The organism is Bordetella avium, from assembly GCF_034424645.1.
In the GTDB taxonomy this organism is placed as follows: domain Bacteria; phylum Pseudomonadota; class Gammaproteobacteria; order Burkholderiales; family Burkholderiaceae_B; genus Bordetella; species Bordetella avium.
Genome location: NZ_CP139969.1, coordinates 1,284,966 through 1,303,617, shown reverse-complemented (window position 1 = coordinate 1,303,617; position 18,652 = coordinate 1,284,966). Strand labels below are relative to the sequence as shown.

The window sequence follows — 18,652 nt, the reverse complement described above, 5'->3', positions numbered from 1 at the left end:
CGGTATTCTGCGGGTAAATCTCCGCTAATAAAAATCAATGTTGACAAGCATTACTTGAGAAGTATTCATACAATAAGGGTTTCGTCCCAACGATAAGCGCATGCTTGAAATCCGCCACCTCGAAACGCTCTCCGCCATCCGCGACGGCGGCAGCCTGCAAGAAGCCGCTGACCGGCTGCATTTGACGCAATCTGCACTCTCGCACCAGCTGCGCGACCTCGAAACCCGCCTGGGCACCCCCCTGCTCAACCGCCGCACCCGTCCTGCCCGCTTGACCACGGCCGGCTTGCGCGTAGTCGCGCTAGCGGATGAAGTGCTGCCACGCCTGCGCGCGACCGAACGAGAGTTGCAGCGCCTGGCCGCCGGGCGCACCGGCCGCCTGCATATGGCGATCGATTGCCACTCCTGCTTTCAATGGCTGATGCCCGCCCTAGACGCCTTTCGACTGCAATGGCCCGATGTCGCGCTGGACTTATCCGCAGCCTTCTCTTTCGCTCCTCTCCCGGCTCTGGTCCGGGGCGATCTTGATCTGGTCATCACGTCAGATCCGCAAGCGCTGGACTCCATCGAGTACTTGCCACTCTTTCGCTATGAGCTGGTCCTGGCCGTATCGGAAAACAACCCTCTCGCCGAACTCAAGCACGTCACACCGGAACAACTGGCCGACCAGACTCTCATCACCTATCCGGTAGACCGGCAGCGGCTCGACATCTTTACCGTGTTTCTTGACCCGGCCGATATCGAGCCCGCAGCACTGCGGCGGGCGGAACTCACCCCCATCATCGTGCAACTGGTCAACAGTAATCGGGGCGTGGCCGCCTTACCCAACTGGGCCGTCACCGAATACGTGAATCACGCCCCCCTGAAACTCCTGCGCCTGGGACCTCAAGGCGTTTGGCGCACGCTGTACGCCACCGTGCGCAGCGAAGACCGGGAGGCCTCTTATATCGGAGAGTTTCTGACGATTGCCCGCGAGGTTTGCTTCAGGACGCTCTCAGGCATCAAAAGCGTCAAACACTGAGGCAAGAAAACCTTATTCGTCTTGCGAGTCGCCCAGAAGACGCCGGATGACGTCATGGGCAAAGCCGCGTGACGCGAGAAAACGGGCCTGTTTAGCGTAAGCGTTGCGATCCTGGGGTTTCTCATCGTAGCGGCGACACCAAACCTCCCGCGCACGCTCGTACTCCGTGGCGCGCAAAGCTGCGCTGGCCGCGGCAATCTCGGCATCGTCAACACCGCTTTGGCGCAATTCCTGGACAATGCGCGCCGTTCCCTGGCGCGGCGCACGACGGTGCACCAGGCTTTGTGCAAAACGCGCATTGGATTGCCAGCCCTCTTTTTGCAAGGCGTCGAGCACCGTCTCGATGTCTTCGGCGCTTTCGGCATAGGGGCGCAGTTTGCGCGCTAACTCAGCACGCGAATGTTCTCGACGCGACAAATAGCCGACCGCACGCGCCTTGAGACTGAGGCCCTTGCGCGCTGCCGGCACTTCGGCAGGCTCGCTGGCCAGCGTTTCAAACTCGTCTTCGAGGCGCGCGCGCTGCCGTTCTTTGGCGGTCGGGAAAGCACACATAGGGAAAGCGAATGAGGAGGGGCCTCAGTCTTCCGCGCTTTCTTCGGCCGTCGGAGCGAACTCCGCCGCACGGGCTACGATGCCTTGGTTATCGCGGATCTTGTTTTCGATCTCGATGGCCATGGCACGGTTTTCCTTGAGGTACTCGCGCACATTGTCCTTGCCCTGGCCGATGCGGTTACCGCTGTAGCTATACCAGGCACCGGATTTTTCAATCACGTTGGCCGCCACACCCAGATCGATGATTTCGCCTTCGCGAGAAATACCGGCGCCGTACATGATGTCGAACTCGGCCTGCTTGAACGGCGGCGCCACCTTGTTCTTGACGACCTTGACGCGCGTTTCGTTGCCGACCACCTCGTCGCCTTTCTTGATGGAACCGATACGACGGATGTCCAAACGCACGGAAGAATAAAACTTCAGTGCGTTGCCGCCGGTGGTGGTTTCAGGGTTGCCGAACATCACGCCGATCTTCATGCGGATCTGATTGATGAAGATCACCATGCAATTGGTGCGCTTGATCGTGGCGGTCAGTTTGCGCAGCGCCTGGCTCATCAGGCGGGCCTGCAGACCAGGCAGGGCATCGCCCATCTCACCTTCGATTTCGGCCTTCGGCACCAGCGCGGCGACAGAGTCAATCACGATCAGATCAACAGAGCCAGAACGCACCAGCGCGTCGGTGATCTCGAGCGCCTGCTCGCCCGTGTCGGGCTGGGAGATCAGGAGATCGCCGAGATTGACGCCCAGCTTGGAAGCGTACTGGACATCGAGCGCATGCTCGGCGTCGACGAAGGCGCAGGTGCCGCCCACTTTCTGCATTTCGGCGATGACCTGCAGGGTGAGCGTCGTTTTACCCGACGATTCCGGACCATAGATTTCAACCACGCGGCCACGCGGCAGCCCGCCGACACCCAGCGCGATGTCCAAGCCCAGCGAACCGGTCGAAACAACCTGGATATCGTGCTCAACCTCGTTATCGCCGTAGCGCATGATCGAGCCTTTGCCGAACTGCTTTTCGATCTGGGAAAGCGCGGCAGCCAGGGCTTTAGCTTTTTCCGACGCAGCCTTGCTGGTTTTTTCGTCCATGGAGAGTCCTATGTAAGTGCGCCCTCAGGCCGGGCAAGCGGTTCATGCACAAGCAGTAATGCTTAAGCGATCATGCTTAAACGGTCATGCATAAGCGGTTCATGCTGCGTGGGGCATTGTCCACGCGGACGTGGAATTATGGCATCGGATTATACTGTACAAACAAACAGCATGTCTAAGTTTTCCACGTATTCCCTGAGTGGCAAGGCGGAAGGCCTGTGACAGAATGCGCCGCACAAGACGAAGGGGCAACCCGCCAGCGCCAAACAGACGCCAAGAGTGGCCGCTCCGATACACGCCCCGGCACGCGCCGGACAAACCCACGGTGTCGCATGCGCATCCTGATTGCCGAAGATGACAGTATTCTTGCCGACGGGCTGTCGCGCTCGCTGCGGCACAACGGCTACGCCGTCGATGCCGTGCGCGACGGCATGGCGGCAGACTCCGCGCTAGCCGCACAGCCCTTTGACCTTCTCATTCTCGATCTCGGCCTGCCTCAAGTCACGGGGCTGGAAGTGTTGCGCCGTTTACGGGCGCGCAATTCTTTGTTGCCTGTACTCATTCTGACGGCGGCCGACAGTGTCGAACAGCGCGTCAAAGGCCTGGACCTGGGGGCCGACGATTACATGGCCAAACCCTTCGCGCTATCGGAACTCGAGGCAAGGGTAAGAGCCCTGACACGCCGTGGCGCCGGCGGTGGCTCGACCCTTATCCGCCATGGCCGTCTGGTCTTTGACCAGACGGGACGCGTGGCCACGGTGGATGACCATGCCCTGGACCTATCGGCCCGCGAAGTCAGCCTGCTGGAAATTTTGCTAAGCCGCAGCGGCCGCATGGTCAGCAAAACGCAGTTGGTCGACCACCTTTGCGAATGGGGCGAAGAAGTCAGCACCAATGCAATCGAAGTCTACGTCCATCGTCTGCGTAAAAAGCTTGAGCCCAGCGGAGTCAAGATCATTACTGTGCGTGGACTGGGTTATTGCCTGGAACGCGATCAGGGTGCCGCCACCTACCCCCTCGCCAGCTGATCCGGCCATCGACGAAGCCGCACTCCAGGCGCTGCGCGAAAACGCCCAGGGACCGAGTTTCGCGCAGCCGCAACGCTCATTGCTGGGCGAAATCCTGGACTGGATGCTGGCGCCGCTGTTTCTCCTGTGGCCCATGAGCGTGGCCATCACCTATGTGGTGGCGCAAAACATCGCCAACGTTCCTTACGATCGTGCGCTGGCCAATAATTTAAGCCTCATCGCCAGCCAAGTGCAGGCCGAGAATGGCAGAGCCGCTCTCCACATGAGCCGCGCCGCGCGCGAGCTCTTGCGTGCGGATGAAACCGATAGCGTGTTCTGGCTGGTGCTGGGCAGCCATGGCGAGTACCTAGGCGGCGACCGTGCCCTGCCCTTGCCGCCCCTGGCCGGCCAAGCCCGCCCAGGGCAAGTGCGGTATGCCGACGATACCTTGCGCGGATTCAACGTCCGGATGGCCTACACCTGGGTCGATCTGCACCTGCCCGGCAGCCAGCCGCCGCTGCTGATCGTGGCCGAGACCAGCGAGAAACGCGCGCAACTGGCCAACGACATCATCAAGGGCGTGATCATTCCTCAATTCGTGGTGCTGCCGGTGGCCGTACTGCTGGTATGGTTCGGCCTGTCGCGCGGCGTCGCGCCGCTGAATGCCCTGCAACAGCGACTGCGGGCGCGGCGACCAGACGATTTATCCCCCATCGACGAGCGCGCCGCCCCTTCCGAAATCGCGCCTCTGGTCGGCGCCATGAATGAACTGTTGAACCGACTTTCGGCCAACGTCGAAGCGCAGCGACGCTTTGTCGCCGATGCGGCGCACCAGCTAAAGACACCGCTGGCCGGGCTACGCACTCAGGCCGAACTGGCGCTGCGCGACGCCAGTCCCGATGAAATGCAATCCAGCTTGAGGCAGCTTGTCGCGAGTTCGGAACGCGCCACCCGCCTGGTCAATCAGTTACTGCTACTCGCTCGAGCAGAAACGCCGGACGCCACCGGACTGGCGCCAGTGGATATCAATGCCATCGCCTCGGAACAGACCATGAACTGGGTTCCCCAGGCGTTGTCGCTGAATGCAGACCTTGGTTTTGAAGGGTGCGACGCTCCCGTGGAAATCATGGGCAATCCGATTCTGCTGGGTGAAATGATCAACAATCTTGTCGATAACGCGCTGCGTTACACCCCTAGCGGTGGCCATATCACAGTACGTGTGCGCCAAACGGCCGAGCACGCCGTGCTGGAAGTCGAGGACAGTGGCCCCGGCATCCCCCCCGAAGAACGCGAGCGCGTCTTTGACCGCTTCTACCGCGTGCTAGGCACCCTGTCGGATGGCAGTGGGCTGGGCTTGGCCATCGTGCGCGAAATTGCGCAGAAACACCGTGCCGGCGTACACATCGAATCTCACCCCAGCCGGCACTCCGACCTTCCCGGCACGCGTATCGTCGTCACCTTCAACTATTACGGCACCTATCCTGCCGATGAGCCCGAAACCCTGACCTAGGGAATGCCCGCAAGCTCCCAAGCGAGTGATGCATTAAGTTACATAATTAAGGTTCAGGTAAGGGTTACGTCAGAACCCCGTCAGTCTCGCTCCTTACTTTGGCAGTCATGCCCTGCGCCGCCATAAGCCCAGGGTACCGAGCACGGTGGAACACCACCGGCCGATAACGAGGAGACATCATGAGTACAACAACCGTGTCAGGCCCCAAGACGGAGCCCAGGCCCATGACCAAGGACGAACGTCGGGTGATTTTCGCCTCGTCGTTGGGGACCGTCTTTGAATGGTATGACTTCTATCTATACGGCTCGCTGGCCGCCATCATCGCGCAGCACTTTTTCTCGGGCGTGAATCCCACAGCGGCCTTCATCTTCGCGCTGTTGGCCTTTGCTGCGGGTTTCGCCGTGCGCCCGTTCGGCGCCCTGGTGTTTGGCCGTCTTGGCGACCTGGTAGGCCGCAAATACACCTTCCTGGTGACTATTGTCCTAATGGGTCTGTCGACCTTTCTGGTCGGCGTTCTGCCCAGCTACAGCACGATCGGCATTGCGGCACCCGCCATTCTGATTGTGCTGCGCCTGCTGCAAGGTCTGGCGCTCGGGGGCGAGTACGGTGGGGCGGCAACCTACGTGGCTGAACACGCCCCCCATGGCCGACGCGGCTTCTACACTAGCTGGATTCAAACCACGGCGACGCTCGGCCTGTTTCTGTCACTGCTGGTCATTCTCGGCGTGCGCAACTACATCGGCGAAGAAGCCTTCCGAGACTGGGGCTGGCGTATCCCCTTCCTGATCTCGGTCGTGCTCTTGGGCATCTCGGTCTGGATTCGGATGCAGTTGAACGAGTCGCCGACCTTCCAGCGCATGAAAGAAGAAGGGAAAGGCTCCAAGGCGCCGATCGCCGAATCATTCGGCCAATGGCGCAACCTCAAGGTGGTGTTGCTCGCGCTGCTGGGCCTGACTGCCGGCCAGGCCGTGGTGTGGTACACCGGGCAGTTCTACGCCCTGTTCTTCCTCACCCAAACGCTGAAGGTCGATCCGAACACGGCCAACATCATGATTGCGCTCGCGTTGCTGATCGCCACGCCTTTCTTTGTGATCTTCGGCGCGCTATCTGACCGGGTCGGCCGCAAACCCATCATTCTGGCCGGTTGCCTGATTGCCGCTCTGACCTACTTCCCTATCTTCAAGGCGATCACCAACTATGCCAACCCGGCCCTTGCCCAGGCCCAGGCCTCTGCCCCGGTCACGGTGATTGCGGACCCGGCCACCTGCTCCTTCCAGTTCAATCCCGTTGGCACCTCTTCGTTCACCAGCTCTTGCGACGTGGTCAAGTCCTTCATGGCCCGCAACTCGGTGAACTATGAAAACCAAAAGGCAGCCCCCGGCTCCGTGGCCACGGTCAAGATAGGCAATGACGAGTTCTCGTCGTTTGACGGTAAGGCACTGAGCCCGGCCGAATTCAAAGCCAAGGCCGCCGAATTGGACAAAGCGCTCACCACCGCGATCCGCGCTCACGGCTATCCCGCCAAAGCTGACCCGGCACAAACCAACAATGTGATGGTCGTCGTACTGCTGACCATCCTGGTGCTCTACGTGACGATGGTGTACGGCCCCATTGCCGCCATGCTGGTCGAAATGTTTCCGACCCGCATCCGTTACACGTCCATGAGTTTGCCGTACCACATCGGCAACGGCTGGTTCGGCGGCTTCTTGCCCCCTGTCGCCTTTGCCGTGGTCGCGGCGACCGGCAACATCTACGATGGCCTGTGGTACCCCATCATCATCGCCGTCATGACGCTCGTCATCGGCGCCCTGTTTGTACGCGAAACCAAAGACAACGACATCAACGCGTAAGCCCCATCCCCGCCGGGTTGGACCGCTGCGCCAATCCGGCTCTTTCAAGCTCCTTAGGGAGCTTTTTTTTTGGCCAGCTTGCGCCAAAGCCAGAGCGTGGACTCATTGAACAGGCCTGCCGGCGTTGCAAGCGGCTGCTCACCAAGACATACAGGCCCGCGCCACGGTCTCAAATCATGCCGCCACAGCCCCCCTTTCAGGACACTGTCAGACCAACCCTATTAGACTGAGCAATCAGATAGCGGTCTTGCACGACACCCACGGACAAACGATCCCCTGGACGTAGGTCGCAGGGCCAGCAATTTGACACCGATAGCGCGTTCCCCGCGAGCATTTTTTGACGCGCTATTGTGTGCACCGTATCGGCCCGGCCTATGCCGGGCCGTCTTTTTCTGAGCTCGCGCAGCCTTACCCCTCTTCCCCCGCTTGAACAAGTCAGAATGACAGCCCCTCTGCGCACTATGCGTGGATTATTCAATGCGGTCGTCCCTACCCTCGTATAGAATCTACGCTTTTGCCCGACGCCATGTGGTTCAAGAATCTCAAGATCTATCGACTGTCCGCTCCCTGGACGCTGACCGGCGAACAGCTTGAAGAAAGCCTTGCGCGGCACGCCTATCAAAACGGCAACAACCTCGAAATGCAGAGCCTGGGCTGGATCTCGCCATGTGAGAACGCCAGTCTGGCGCACAGCCTCAACGGCCAGATCCTGCTGTCTCTGCGAGCCGAGAAGAAACTGCTGCCGACCACGGTCGTCAACCAGGTTGCACGCGCCCGCGCCCAGGAAATCGAAGAGCAGCAGGGCTACAAGCCCGGCCGCAAACAGATGAAAGAAATCAAGGAGCGCGTCACCGAAGAGCTCCTGCCTAGGGCCTTCAGCGTCTATCGCGACACGCGCGTCTGGATCGATACCCGCAACCATTGGCTGGTCATCGACGCCGCTGCCTCGGCCAAAGCTGACGAAGTCATAGGCATGCTGGTCAAAACAGTAGACCCGCTTCCCCTAGAGAACCTCTACGTGGCGCAATCGCCTGCCGCAGCCATGACAGGCTGGCTGGCCAACGATGAAGCTCCGGCGAATTTCTCCATTGATCAAGATACGGAATTGCGCGCCTCTGGCGAAAGCCGTGCAGCGATCCGCTACGTCAAGCACAGCATCGATGCCGATGACGTGCGCCGCCATATTCAGTCTGGCAAGCAATGCACGCGCCTCGCCATGACCTGGGCCGATCGCGTGTCTTTCGTGCTGACCGAATCCCTGGACATCAAGCGCGTCGCCCCACTGGACGTCCTCAAAGAAAACCCCGACAACCACATCGCCGGCAATGAGGACGAAAAGTTTGACTCCGACATGGCCCTCATGACAGGCGAACTGGCCAAGATGCTGGCCGACCTGGTCGAAGCCTTGGGTGGTGAAAAGCGGGGCTGACCTTTTCAAGAACCAGCGCCGCCGGCGCTGGTTCAAGCGTAGCGATTAGTCCAGACCGTGAAACACGGAGTCATCAGGACCGATGTGCGATGGATGACGCCAGGTGACGTCCCTCATCGAATGCTGCACCAGACCCTCAACCCCCAGCAACACGGCGAAGATGGCCATGCGCACGGGGATGCCATTGTCCGTCTGCCGGAAAATGGCCATGCGCGGGTCATCATTGAGATCCACGCTCAAATCATTAGCGCCAGGGCGGCTATCGCGCGGCAAGGGATGCATCACAATCGTGTCCGGCCCGCAATAGCGGTCAACCATGGCGCGGTTGATCTGGAACTCTGAGGTATAGCCCTCGCTTGCCTCTTCACTGGCAAAACGCTCTTTCTGCACCCGCGTGGCGTAAATCACGTCTGCGCCTGGCAGACCATCGGCCAGAGACGACTTCTGCTCAATCGTATTGTCGTTGCGCGCAGCCTGCTCAAGCACATAGTCGGGCATCTCCAACCCTGGCGGCGCGATCAGGGTAAAACGCAAACCCTTGTAGAGCGACAACAGCTTGATCAGCGAATGCACGGTTCGGCCGTATTTCAGATCCCCCACCATGGCGATATGCGCACCATCGAGCAGTTTGCCCAAACGCGAGAACTCCGTCAGGATGGTGTAGAGATCCAGCAAAGCCTGACTGGGATGTTCACCCGGGCCGTCGCCGCCATTGACCACAGGAATATTCGTGGCTGCGGCAAACTCGGCAACTGAACCCTTGTCGGGATGGCGAACCACCATCGCATCCACATAGCCGCTCATCACGCGGCTGGTGTCATAGATGGATTCGCCCTTTGCCATGGACGAAAACGTAAAGCCCGTCGTGTCGCACACCGAGCCGCCCAGGCGGCAAAATGCCGAACCGAAGCTCACCCGCGTGCGCGTGCTGGCCTCGAAAAAAAGATTGCCCAACACCGCACCTTCCAATACACGAGACACTTTCTGGCGCCGTGCGATGGGCTGCATCATGTCGGCAACACGGAAGAGTTCTTCGACGGACTCACGTGTGAACTGATCGACCGAGATCAGTTGATGCTTACCGTTGTAGGCAATTCGATCACGCAAGGGACCTGCCTGTGCGCTTTGCGTATATTTTTCCAGCAGATCGCGATTCTGCACAATTTCGCTGACAAAACGCTCGACCACCTCGGGCATCGCGCGAAACTCTTGCGAACCCTCTGGCAACAACCAGGTATCAAGCGCGCGGCGTTTGACACCGATGCGGGCAGCGAACACGTCGCGAGTAAGATTGAGACGACGCATTGCGTCTCGAAGAAAAGCTTGCTGGGAAATGGACATGGCGGGCAGCCTAAATAAATATACGCATTGCGCATATTATTCCAGCCAACATCCACAGTAAAGCCGATTGCGCAAAAACGACGCTCAAGACCAGCCGCCGTCCGGGATGGCAGATGCATCTCCAAGCGTCAGCCAACAGCCCGCAGCAAAACCCAGTACGGCAACCCCATAGCTCGCTACCGCCACCCCCAGCACCGGCCAGAACAACCAAGTCTTGCCGCGCAGCGCCTGAGTGGCGGCAAACAGCAGATACGCCAACGCAACCGCCAGCACACCCGCCAAAAAACAGGATAAAGGCCAGGACAGATCAGTTGGCGCCACTTCGGCACCCACGATACCCAGCGAGAACGCCGCCAGCAACAAGCTGGCCATACTGTTTAACCAGGCCAGCCAGCGCAAAGCAGGCGCCAGCAGCAAAGCGGCGCCATTCTCGACACAACTTACCATGGCCCCGCCCTACTCCAGCGCCCGGCAGACCGGCGTGGACGACTCGATAGACTGCTTGGCCGCGGCGATCTCGGCACCATCCCACACACCGCCACCCAATACGATCACCTTGACGCGCGCCTGGCTGGCCCGCTCGGCCTCCTGGACTTGAATGCGCTCAAGAATCTTAGCCTCTTCGCCAAGCTGATGAACCAGCACCTCGTGCGGCAGTCCGCGTTGGCCGATGACACGCTTACCGCCGTATTCGACCTGATAAGGATGAGCGCGAACCTCATGACAGACCCGCACATACTCGCTAGCACGGCGGAATGCCGCCATCGGATCTGCATTAACAAGAAACTCCTGGGAAACCCCCTGGGCACCCGGCTCCATCAGGCCCTTGCTCGCGCAGCCGCTCAACGCAATGGCGATAGCTGCCACCCCCAGTCCTAAGCGCATGACACAGCCCCTCTGTCGCAAAAACATCGAAGCGAAGATTATGCAACAGCTTTAGCGCGACAAGGCCTGTGCGCCTTGCCGCAGACCTGCCTGAATCTTATTTCTTGGCAGCACCCTGAATCGCCTCGCCGCCCCGCTCAATATCCTTCCCGGCGCCAGCGATCGTATTACAACCTGCAGACACCACCGCCAACGCCAAAACAATAACCATCAAGGCTTTCTGTTTCATGAGGATCTCCTTCGTTTTCGGATAAGAACAGCAGATCACAAATTGAATCCGGGCAAGCCAGACGCAGCCAGAATACTCCAGCCCCGAAGCTTTGTCTTAAGCGAGACAGCCGGGAAAAACGCCTGACAGCAGGCGGACTCAAGCGGGAATCAAGGGTTGCAGAGGCCCAGCCCACGGGACCGCGTCGATACGGAAGCGGGTTTCCTGGTAGGCGCCATCCACATCGATCAGGAGGTTTTCTTCGATGGCCTGGCCCAACGCTCGGCGACAGAGTTTTTCCATGTCATCAGAGATGGACTGAAAAACCCCATCAGGAATGCGCAGGCGCAAATTGGGTTCCGCCGGCGCCCCCGGCCTGAAACGCCCGATATGAATGTGGGCCGGAAAGCCATGCGGGCACCACACACCAATCACGAACCTGCCTTGCACGCCGGTATCCGCGACAAAGCCGGGATGATCGTATTTTGCCGTTCCCATCTTTTGCTCCCCTCTAGGCTGCTTGTGGGGGAATGGTAGCGCAAGGGACCGGGCTCGCAAACCAATACCGAGCGATACCGAGCTGAAGGCAAAAAAATACCCGACGCAGAAAACAAAAACCCCCAGCTTCATGGAAGCCGGGGGTTTTTTAAATTTGGTTGCGGGGGCAGGATTTGAACCTACGACCTTCGGGTTATGAGCCCGACGAGCTGCCAGACTGCTCCACCCCGCGTCTGATGAAACGAATAGTACACCATTTTGAAATACTCTGCACGGCGCACGATAGTTTTCTACGCAAAACCGGTTGTGTACGCAAATAAACGACCAGGCTGTTGCGTTCGCCCCGCAGCTCGAACAGCCCTCCCGCCTGAAAACAATACGACTCGCCCGCACGCAACACGGCATCGTAGAGGCAGGGCTGATGCACCGACAGGCCAAGCCATTCCTCCAGACAAATGATCTGGTCCCCGGCACGGGCGTAGTGCGTTTCATACTGCCCGCGAGCCAGCGCTCGCGGGTACGAAAAATCGTGTTCGGACGGCATGCCACTCTCCTTATCAGACATAACGCCAGCTTGCGCGGTCCGGGCAATGGAAAACAGTCACACGCCACCGAGATTTGCGACACAACAGACGGCCTGGACGCGTTCTGTTATGGTGCTTTTCTCGATAGCCTGTGTCTGTGCGGCTTGAACGCTGCCCGGCATCATCCGCCCCATGCACGCCCAGCCGCTTTACCAACGCCTCGCCGATTACTATCGCGATGCCATCCGATCCGGCGCACTGGCGCCCGCCACGCGCCTGCCATCCGTACGCACGCTAGTGCGCACACACCAGGTCAGTCTCGGCACCGCCCTGCAAGTCTGCCGCAGCCTGGAAGACGACGGCCTCGTGGAGGCCCGCCCACGTTCCGGCTATTTTGTCCGGCGTCTGTCCACGACGCACCTGACGCCCGCCACGGAACCCGATATGCGTGCGGCGGCCGACCCGGCTCGCTATGTCGGCATTCATGCCCGCGTGTCCAATTTCATTGCACGGTGCGAGCAAGCGCCTCTGGCCATCAATTTTGCGCTGGCCTCCGCCCAGCCGGCCGCCTTCCCGCATAAGGCCCTGCGCGAAGCCATGAGCCGCAGTTTGCGCATGGACCCGGAAATCCTGACCCGCACCCCGCCACCGCAAGGCGCGCCAGCGTTGCGCGCCGTGCTGGCGCGCCGCGCGATGGACTGCGGCATCCGGGCAACCGCCGGCGACATCATCGTGACCCATGGCTGTATCGAAGCACTGAATCTGGCGCTGCGCGCCGTCACCCAGCCTGGCGATACGATCGCGATCGAATCACCGGCCTATTTTGGCTTGCTGCAAATACTCGAAAGCCTGGGGCTGCGCGCACTGGAAATCCCTACCAGTCCGCAGCGCGGCCTTTCGGTCGAAGCCTTGGAATTCGCGCTGCGCGGACAAACGGACATCCGCGCCGTTGTGGTTGTGCCCAATCTGCAAAATCCGCTGGGATGTGTCATGCCGGATGCCGACAAGCAAGGGCTGCTGCAAGTGTGCACAGCGCATCAGATCGCCCTCATCGAAGATGACACCTATGGCGCGCTGGCCGACAACGGCCCGCAACGCGCCATCAAACATTGGGATCGCGAAGGCCGCGTGATTTACTGCTCGTCCCTGCATAAAACCCTGGCGCCGGGAATGCGTCTAGGCTGGATGATGGGAGGCCGCTGGCAGGCCCGCATCGATATGCTGAAATACGCCCAGAGCCGCCCTAATGAGGCAGCAGGCCAGGTGGCCGCAGCCAGCTATATGGCAACCAAAGCCTATGACAGACACCTCCTGCGCCTGCGTTCGCAACTGACACGGCAGCGCCAGCATGCTGCGGAATGCATCGCCCGCGAATTTCCTGCTGGCACCCGCTTGAGCTTGCCTCCAGGAGGCATGCTGCTATGGGTAGAGCTGCCCGAAGGCAGTTCAGGCATGGCCATCTTTGAGCAGGCCCTGAACGCTGGCATCAGGGTCGCACCCGGGGCCATTTTCTCGAACTCCGGTCGATACGACCATTATCTGCGCCTGTCCTGCGCCGAGCCGGACGCGGAAAAAGCGGCGCAAGCCTTGCGCAAGCTGGGCGCCATCATTGCATCGCACCAGAATTGACCCGAAGCCACAAGTCCTTGTCACACAAAAGAAATGTAGGCTTATCTAGCGGCTATCCCAAGACTTATCCACAAAAGCAGTGGATAAGTCTTTATCAAAGTCATTTACTTCAAAGCAGCCAACACCGTTTCCCGCACACTTTCAAAACCTGCCACATATTGAGGGTTCTCTGAGCGGGACAACAGCGTGGAATAGTTTTTTTCGAGCTGAGCCTCGATCGCCTGCTTCAGACCGGGCGACTCTTTGACCAAATGCAGCGTCGTGGCCAGCGCAGCATTCAACGCGTCGATGCGGCCGCCTTGATGAGATACCGTATGCACGATAACGGCAATCTGTTCCTGAATATCCATGAAGCACCTCTATGTGAAACACCGCTCGCGCGGCAGATGGGCGGATGCTAGCACGCGCCTTTTGCACACCGGGCAGAGCCCCTCCCCCCTACAAAGGCCGACCCGGGAATAAGCTCTGACATAAAATAAGGGAATTCGACTCTCGCCTCCGGAAACCGACATGCTTTTTCGTTTTGCCCTGCCGCTTTGCGCGCTTGCTCTGCTTTCCGCTTGTGGCGCCAGCAGCGAGATCAAGCGCGTGGACAAAGACCGCTATCAAGTCCGCTACAACGCCGGCATCGAGGCCATGACCTGGGTGGAAATCAAAAACCAGGCGCGCAAGCAGGCAGAGGACTACTGCAGCACCCTGGAGCGGCGCTACGCACGCCCGGACATCAGTTCCAACCATGCCACCGGCCTGATGCCCAAAGAGGCAATCGTTACCTTCAGCTGCGATCTGCCACCCAACCGGCCCGCCAAAAACGCCAACTGACCCCGTCCTTTGATTAGGTCCGGCACGACAGCTTGATGCTTTCTCGATGACAGCCGGTCTAGGCATGACGATGTGTGCACTACAGGCATCGTCATGTCTCGCAACCGCCTTCCTAGCGGCCTCAAGTCCTTTACCCTGCTCTACACGTGGGTCTGCCCTGCCTGCTCGCCTTGCTGGCATTATTTGCCCAGCACAGCGGCCTGGCGCTGTTGGCAGCAGATGCTGCCCGGCCACCGTCGTTTTCTAAGCAATAGCTCAACCGAACACTGCCTGTGATCCGCACGATCTCGCAGCGCGAAATGGACATGGACGCCAAGAGACAGTGGAATGACAAACCGCCGGAAACCCAAGTGACGGGCGCAGGCCAGTTTCAACGCTACGCCGCTCAGTGCTGGGCGGCGAGGTAGGCTTCGATCGGCTCCCAGACGGCGCGATCCTCGTCAGGCCAAGGCCACGACTGCCGCAGGCACGGCTCGACCTCATGCCGAAAGCGCTCGAATACGCCCGCATCACATTTGCGACCCACCTCTCTGGACAGAATCCCCATCGTCTCATCATGCGTACGGTCGCGATGGTAAGCGCGCGCCGAAGAAATGGCGTCATAGGCATCAGCCAGGCAAATAATGCGCCCGGCCAGCGAGATTTGCTCTCCGGCCAAGCCATCGGGATAGCCGCTGCCATCCACATTCTCATGGTGATGCCGCACGGCGAGCGCAATTTCATCCCCCAGTGGGAGTCCAGCCATGCGCACGAGGCGCGCACTCATCGCAGAGTGGCCTTGCATGCGCGTCCAGTCCTCGGCGCTCAAGCGTCCCTTGAAGTTCAGAATCCGCATCGGAATCGACAGTTTGCCAATGTCGTGCAACAACGACGCAACTGCCAGCACATAAAGTTCGGCGGGATTCATGCCTGCGCCCATTGCGACGGCGATTTGTGCGGTACGCTGGGAATGAGCCGCCGAATGCGGGTCTCTTAGCGCTAACGCGGCGTACAGGTCACGGATGCGGTCGATCGGTTTCGCCGGCATCAGTGAACCTGCGTCAAGGCCAAGGCCCTGCGCCCCTGCGGTGCAAAGGAGGAGACTGACATAACAGCAGCGTAACAGCATAGAAGAGATAAATTGTAGCAGAGTATGACAACGTACCGTCCCCATTCACTTTGATGGCCCGACCCATATAGGCCGGGATAAGATAAAGGCTTCTACCTGGAGGCAATATGAGCGCTGACAAATGGGATTTCCGTGTTGAACAGCCAAGCGGCAGTGATGGCAACTGGAGCATCAGCTATCTGCTTGTGTCTCCCGGCCAGGCTGGGCAAAGAATAGAGGTCCAGGAACGCTTTCCCTCCGCTCAGAACGCTATCGATGAAGCAACCCGCCTGGCCCAGATCCAGATCGCCAGCCTGAATGGCGAACCGCCCGAACTCCATGCCCCCAACCTGGAACAGGCTCCCTTCGACCAACACAGCCGCTTCTGATTTCGCCAGAAGTACTCAGGCTTTTTTGATAGCCGCCGGGCACAGCCCGGCCGCCGACTCAGGCGCGCCGGCCTCCTTGAGCCTTGATCGCCAGAACCCTGGATACGATACGGCCTACTGAGAACGCCACCGTTTTCTCCTGCGACAGCGCCGCAGACCCTGCCGCCTGAAAGCGCAGATCAGGGTCGACCCATCGGCCCTATGCGGCGGCCCCGCACTGCTCGCAGCAATCGTGAAACAGCTGGCTGCATAGGTCTGTGGACACCAGGCAAAGCCTGCCAAGGCCTATCGCCAAACCTGCGGTTTCGCACCTAATGATTACCTTAACCTCGAGAATACGCCCTGATCTAGCCCGGCATTCAGGCGGAATCAAGCCGTCTTGCGCGGTATCGATCAGGTAGACGAGACACACCGCCTATTGCGCAATCTTCCAAGAAGCATTTTGCTCCCCTTAGCGCCATTGGTGATGGCTATAGGGAAAAACTCTAAAAATACGATGTTTTACGGCAACTAAGCCTAGGCACGAGCGGCGAAGAGAGGCCCCCCCGCTTAGTGTGACAAAATGTTTGGGTTAATGCCTGCACATGCCACGCTGATAATCAAAAAATGCCTATCAATCACGGACTTCGAATCGTCGCCAGGGTATTGTCAATCCTGGCCTGGCTGGCATTGACCGTCTGCATACTGGTGGCCATGGGCAACCCTCGGGCTATCGGGATAGTCATAGGCAACCTCGGACTGGGCATCGTGAGCTTCGCTATCTTGCAGGGGATAGCATGGGGAATCGCCAGACTGTCCGGCAATGCCAAATCAGATAACGGCCGCCTGCCCTTTTTGCGGCGCACAGACTCCGTGCCCACGGCGGGCCCCAAAGGCGTCGGCGGCTGGCTGCTTCTCTTCATCATCGTACTGATGCTGTTCTCGCCACTGAGAAACATCGCTTCTACCGCGATCGAACTCAACGAAGCAGAAAAACAGTACCCAGAGCTGCTTTCCATTGCAAAGTGGTCGACCTACAAGATCACGATGTGGTGCATTGTCTTGACGAGTGTTGCCTTGAACCTCTTCGCCGGACAGCGTCTGCGCAAACACCATGCTCCCGACTCCGTGACGCTGGCCATCAAGGCGCTGTGGTTCTCGGGCCCGTTTTGCCAGATTCTCGTCGCCTTGGCAGGCATTTTCATCCTTGAGGTGTCGATCCCAACGTATCTTGACACTGGTGCCATGGGGCCATTCCTCAGCAGCATCCTGGGCGCCATTCTCTGGACGGCGTACCTGAAAAAATCGCGTCGGGTTCGGAATACCTATTTCGGACAACTGTACTGAAACCGCTGGCAAGCCAGCCTCCTCGATAAGCCCTGCTCGCCCCGCCCAAACACCAAACAAAAAGAAAGGGCTGACCCGATACAACCCAAGGTCAGCCCTAGCTTTGGCGTAAAACCGCCAAATGCGATCGCTTTAGATCACTTCAATTTTCGTCGCGCACGGACCTTTGGGGCCCATGCCTTCCACAAAGGAGACGCGTTGGTTCTCTTCGAGCGACTTGAAGCCCGTGCCAACGATCTCGGAGAAGTGCGCGAAGAGGTCTTTGCCGCCAGACTCCGGAGCGATGAAACCAAAGCCTTTTTCGCTGTTAAACCACTTCACTACACCAGTTTCAGTTTTCAATGTTCGTCCTAAATTTACAGGGAAATTTGCTCCCTTGAGTACTATGAACCTCTCCTGCCAATAAAGATATACCTGTTACCAAATAGCAGCCATTTGGCCACAGATTCATCAAAAACCCCCGCTCCCGGGCAGGACAGAGGGTGAGCACAATCACCCGCTCACCGAGCGGCTCCCCAGACTTGCCTGAAAACGGATCAGATACCCATCGGGGTCCTGCACAAGAAACTGCCGAACACCCGACTCGACCCCACCCCTGCGGTACCACTTGTCTTCCGGCTCCATAAACAGGGAACACCCTGACGCACGCAGCCTGACAAGTAGCGGCTGAACGTCAGAGACCGCTACCTGGAAATTGACCCCTCTACCCAGGGGAGCGTCAAGCATCGAGGTAATCCAGTTTCTTCCGTGCCCCAACTCCTCCAGCATGATCTGGGCTCCATCAAGATCCAGATAAACAAACCCCTCGTCTCTACGCTCATAGGCCACGGAAAATCCGCAGGTATCAACCCAGAAACCGAGGCTGGCGGAAATATCGCGGACCAACAACTCAGGCACCAGCTTCGCACCACGAAACGCCATACGCCCCTCCCGAAGCTATCGAAAACACAAGCAAGACCACCACCAGAAAAAGACTGAAGGCGGCGTTACCAAGCCCCCCCCCTTTATTTTGCGGCAACTCTCTTGCCCCGCGGCATGGAATCCCAGGAAAACCAAAGATGGGAGAGCGAGAACAGCAGGCGCTAGAAACAAAACAGCCGCCATTGCTGGCGGCTGTAACGACCTGATTAAACAGGATTTTTTGGTAGGCCCCCCGAGAGTCGAACTCGGCACCAACGGATTATGAGTCAATTAACGCACCATGCGCGATACGGTAGAGGATTGATTTTTCAGGACTTTATTGTCGCGCCAGTCGCGCCAAATTAGCCTTCTCGCGCCTGGTATGTCGAAAAATCCCCAGACACACCCCCTCCAATATCGAGGTTGCTGCTGCCCCTTTTGGCCGGCTTGTGCCGTATGATCAAAGAAAGCGCAGCAAGCATTGATTGGCTATCGTGCAGGATGGCCCCCGCCCACGGAGCGAAGCAAACATTTAGTGCAAAACCTCACATTTCCCTCTTGACAATTAGGCCCAATGGGCCTAATATA

General features: G+C 59.0%; 20 protein-coding genes and 1 tRNA gene. 9 read left to right on the top strand and 12 right to left on the bottom strand.

Features of this window, described 5'->3' with window-relative positions:
* Positions 1-100: 100 nt before the first annotated feature.
* On the top strand, positions 101-1,021 hold the full coding sequence (locus U0029_RS06260; RefSeq protein ID WP_012417968.1) for a LysR family transcriptional regulator: 921 nt from the start codon (positions 101-103) through the stop codon (positions 1,019-1,021).
* Between the two features lie 12 nt (positions 1,022-1,033).
* On the opposite strand, the gene recX is transcribed toward U0029_RS06260, so the two are convergent.
* On the bottom strand, positions 1,034-1,573 hold the full coding sequence (recX, locus tag U0029_RS06255) for a recombination regulator RecX (RefSeq protein WP_114852629.1): 540 nt from the start codon (positions 1,571-1,573) through the stop codon (positions 1,034-1,036).
* A gap of 24 nt (positions 1,574-1,597) precedes the next feature.
* On the bottom strand, positions 1,598-2,659 hold the full coding sequence (gene recA / locus U0029_RS06250) for a recombinase RecA (RefSeq protein WP_012417970.1): 1,062 nt from the start codon (positions 2,657-2,659) through the stop codon (positions 1,598-1,600).
* 332 nt (positions 2,660-2,991) lie between these two features.
* Between recA and U0029_RS06245 the strand changes: the two genes are divergently transcribed.
* The 4 genes from U0029_RS06245 to U0029_RS06230 all read left to right on the top strand — a co-directional run bounded on the left by U0029_RS06245 (position 2,992) and on the right by U0029_RS06230 (position 8,455).
* Positions 2,992-3,687: a response regulator transcription factor gene (locus tag U0029_RS06245; RefSeq protein ID WP_114852628.1), complete on the top strand. Its 696-nt coding sequence runs from the start codon at positions 2,992-2,994 to the stop codon at positions 3,685-3,687.
* A 103-nt stretch (positions 3,688-3,790) separates the two neighbouring features.
* Positions 3,791-5,176 (top strand): sensor histidine kinase, encoded by a 1,386-nt coding sequence (locus U0029_RS06240; protein ID WP_012417972.1) that lies wholly within the window; start codon positions 3,791-3,793, stop codon positions 5,174-5,176.
* 179 nt (positions 5,177-5,355) lie between these two features.
* Positions 5,356-7,026, top strand: coding sequence for an MFS transporter (locus U0029_RS06235; protein ID WP_012417973.1), 1,671 nt, complete (start codon positions 5,356-5,358; stop codon positions 7,024-7,026).
* A 526-nt stretch (positions 7,027-7,552) separates the two neighbouring features.
* Positions 7,553-8,455, top strand: coding sequence for a recombination-associated protein RdgC (locus U0029_RS06230; RefSeq protein ID WP_012417974.1), 903 nt, complete (start codon positions 7,553-7,555; stop codon positions 8,453-8,455).
* A gap of 45 nt (positions 8,456-8,500) precedes the next feature.
* Here the strand turns inward: U0029_RS06230 and U0029_RS06225 are convergent, their stop codons facing one another.
* From U0029_RS06225 to U0029_RS06200, 6 genes are all read right to left on the bottom strand, one after another.
* Positions 8,501-9,796, bottom strand: a complete 1,296-nt coding sequence (locus U0029_RS06225) for an aspartate carbamoyltransferase (protein WP_012417975.1) — start codon at positions 9,794-9,796, stop codon at positions 8,501-8,503.
* 84 nt (positions 9,797-9,880) lie between these two features.
* Positions 9,881-10,243: a hypothetical protein gene (locus U0029_RS06220; protein ID WP_012417976.1), complete on the bottom strand. Its 363-nt coding sequence runs from the start codon at positions 10,241-10,243 to the stop codon at positions 9,881-9,883.
* A gap of 9 nt (positions 10,244-10,252) precedes the next feature.
* Positions 10,253-10,681 carry a BPTD_2524 family lipoprotein gene (locus U0029_RS06215; protein WP_012417977.1) on the bottom strand — a complete coding sequence of 143 codons (429 nt, stop codon included), beginning with the start codon at positions 10,679-10,681 and terminating at the stop codon, positions 10,253-10,255.
* 97 nt (positions 10,682-10,778) lie between these two features.
* Complete coding sequence (locus tag U0029_RS06210; RefSeq protein WP_012417978.1) at positions 10,779-10,910, bottom strand: entericidin A/B family lipoprotein; 132 nt, start codon at positions 10,908-10,910, stop codon at positions 10,779-10,781.
* Between the two features lie 138 nt (positions 10,911-11,048).
* Positions 11,049-11,387 carry a hypothetical protein gene (locus tag U0029_RS06205; protein WP_012417979.1) on the bottom strand — a complete coding sequence of 113 codons (339 nt, stop codon included), beginning with the start codon at positions 11,385-11,387 and terminating at the stop codon, positions 11,049-11,051.
* 155 nt (positions 11,388-11,542) lie between these two features.
* Positions 11,543-11,619: transfer RNA gene (locus U0029_RS06200), tRNA-Met, on the bottom strand.
* Between the two features lie 484 nt (positions 11,620-12,103).
* Here U0029_RS06200 and U0029_RS06195 point away from each other — a divergent pair.
* Positions 12,104-13,540, top strand: a complete 1,437-nt coding sequence (locus tag U0029_RS06195) for an aminotransferase-like domain-containing protein (protein WP_114852627.1) — start codon at positions 12,104-12,106, stop codon at positions 13,538-13,540.
* 104 nt (positions 13,541-13,644) lie between these two features.
* Here the strand turns inward: U0029_RS06195 and U0029_RS06190 are convergent, their stop codons facing one another.
* Positions 13,645-13,890 (bottom strand): hypothetical protein, encoded by a 246-nt coding sequence (locus U0029_RS06190; protein ID WP_012417982.1) that lies wholly within the window; start codon positions 13,888-13,890, stop codon positions 13,645-13,647.
* Positions 13,891-14,050: 160 nt separating this feature from the next.
* Here U0029_RS06190 and U0029_RS06185 point away from each other — a divergent pair, with 160 nt between their 5' ends.
* On the top strand, positions 14,051-14,362 hold the full coding sequence (locus U0029_RS06185; RefSeq protein ID WP_012417983.1) for a hypothetical protein: 312 nt from the start codon (positions 14,051-14,053) through the stop codon (positions 14,360-14,362).
* 385 nt (positions 14,363-14,747) lie between these two features.
* On the opposite strand, the gene U0029_RS06180 is transcribed toward U0029_RS06185, so the two are convergent.
* Positions 14,748-15,389, bottom strand: a complete 642-nt coding sequence (locus tag U0029_RS06180; protein WP_114852626.1) for an HD-GYP domain-containing protein — start codon at positions 15,387-15,389, stop codon at positions 14,748-14,750.
* A gap of 188 nt (positions 15,390-15,577) precedes the next feature.
* Here U0029_RS06180 and U0029_RS06175 point away from each other — a divergent pair, with 188 nt between their 5' ends.
* Both U0029_RS06175 and U0029_RS06170 read left to right on the top strand, forming a co-directional pair.
* Positions 15,578-15,838, top strand: a complete 261-nt coding sequence (locus tag U0029_RS06175) for a hypothetical protein (protein ID WP_012417986.1) — start codon at positions 15,578-15,580, stop codon at positions 15,836-15,838.
* 606 nt (positions 15,839-16,444) lie between these two features.
* Positions 16,445-17,164 (top strand): DUF2569 domain-containing protein, encoded by a 720-nt coding sequence (locus U0029_RS06170; RefSeq protein ID WP_012417987.1) that lies wholly within the window; start codon positions 16,445-16,447, stop codon positions 17,162-17,164.
* A gap of 132 nt (positions 17,165-17,296) precedes the next feature.
* Here U0029_RS06170 and U0029_RS06165 read toward each other — a convergent pair whose 3' ends face one another.
* Positions 17,297-17,506, bottom strand: a complete 210-nt coding sequence (locus U0029_RS06165; protein WP_012417988.1) for a cold-shock protein — start codon at positions 17,504-17,506, stop codon at positions 17,297-17,299.
* Between the two features lie 150 nt (positions 17,507-17,656).
* On the bottom strand, positions 17,657-18,085 hold the full coding sequence (locus U0029_RS06160; RefSeq protein WP_012417989.1) for a bleomycin resistance protein: 429 nt from the start codon (positions 18,083-18,085) through the stop codon (positions 17,657-17,659).
* Positions 18,086-18,652: the final 567 nt, after the last annotated feature.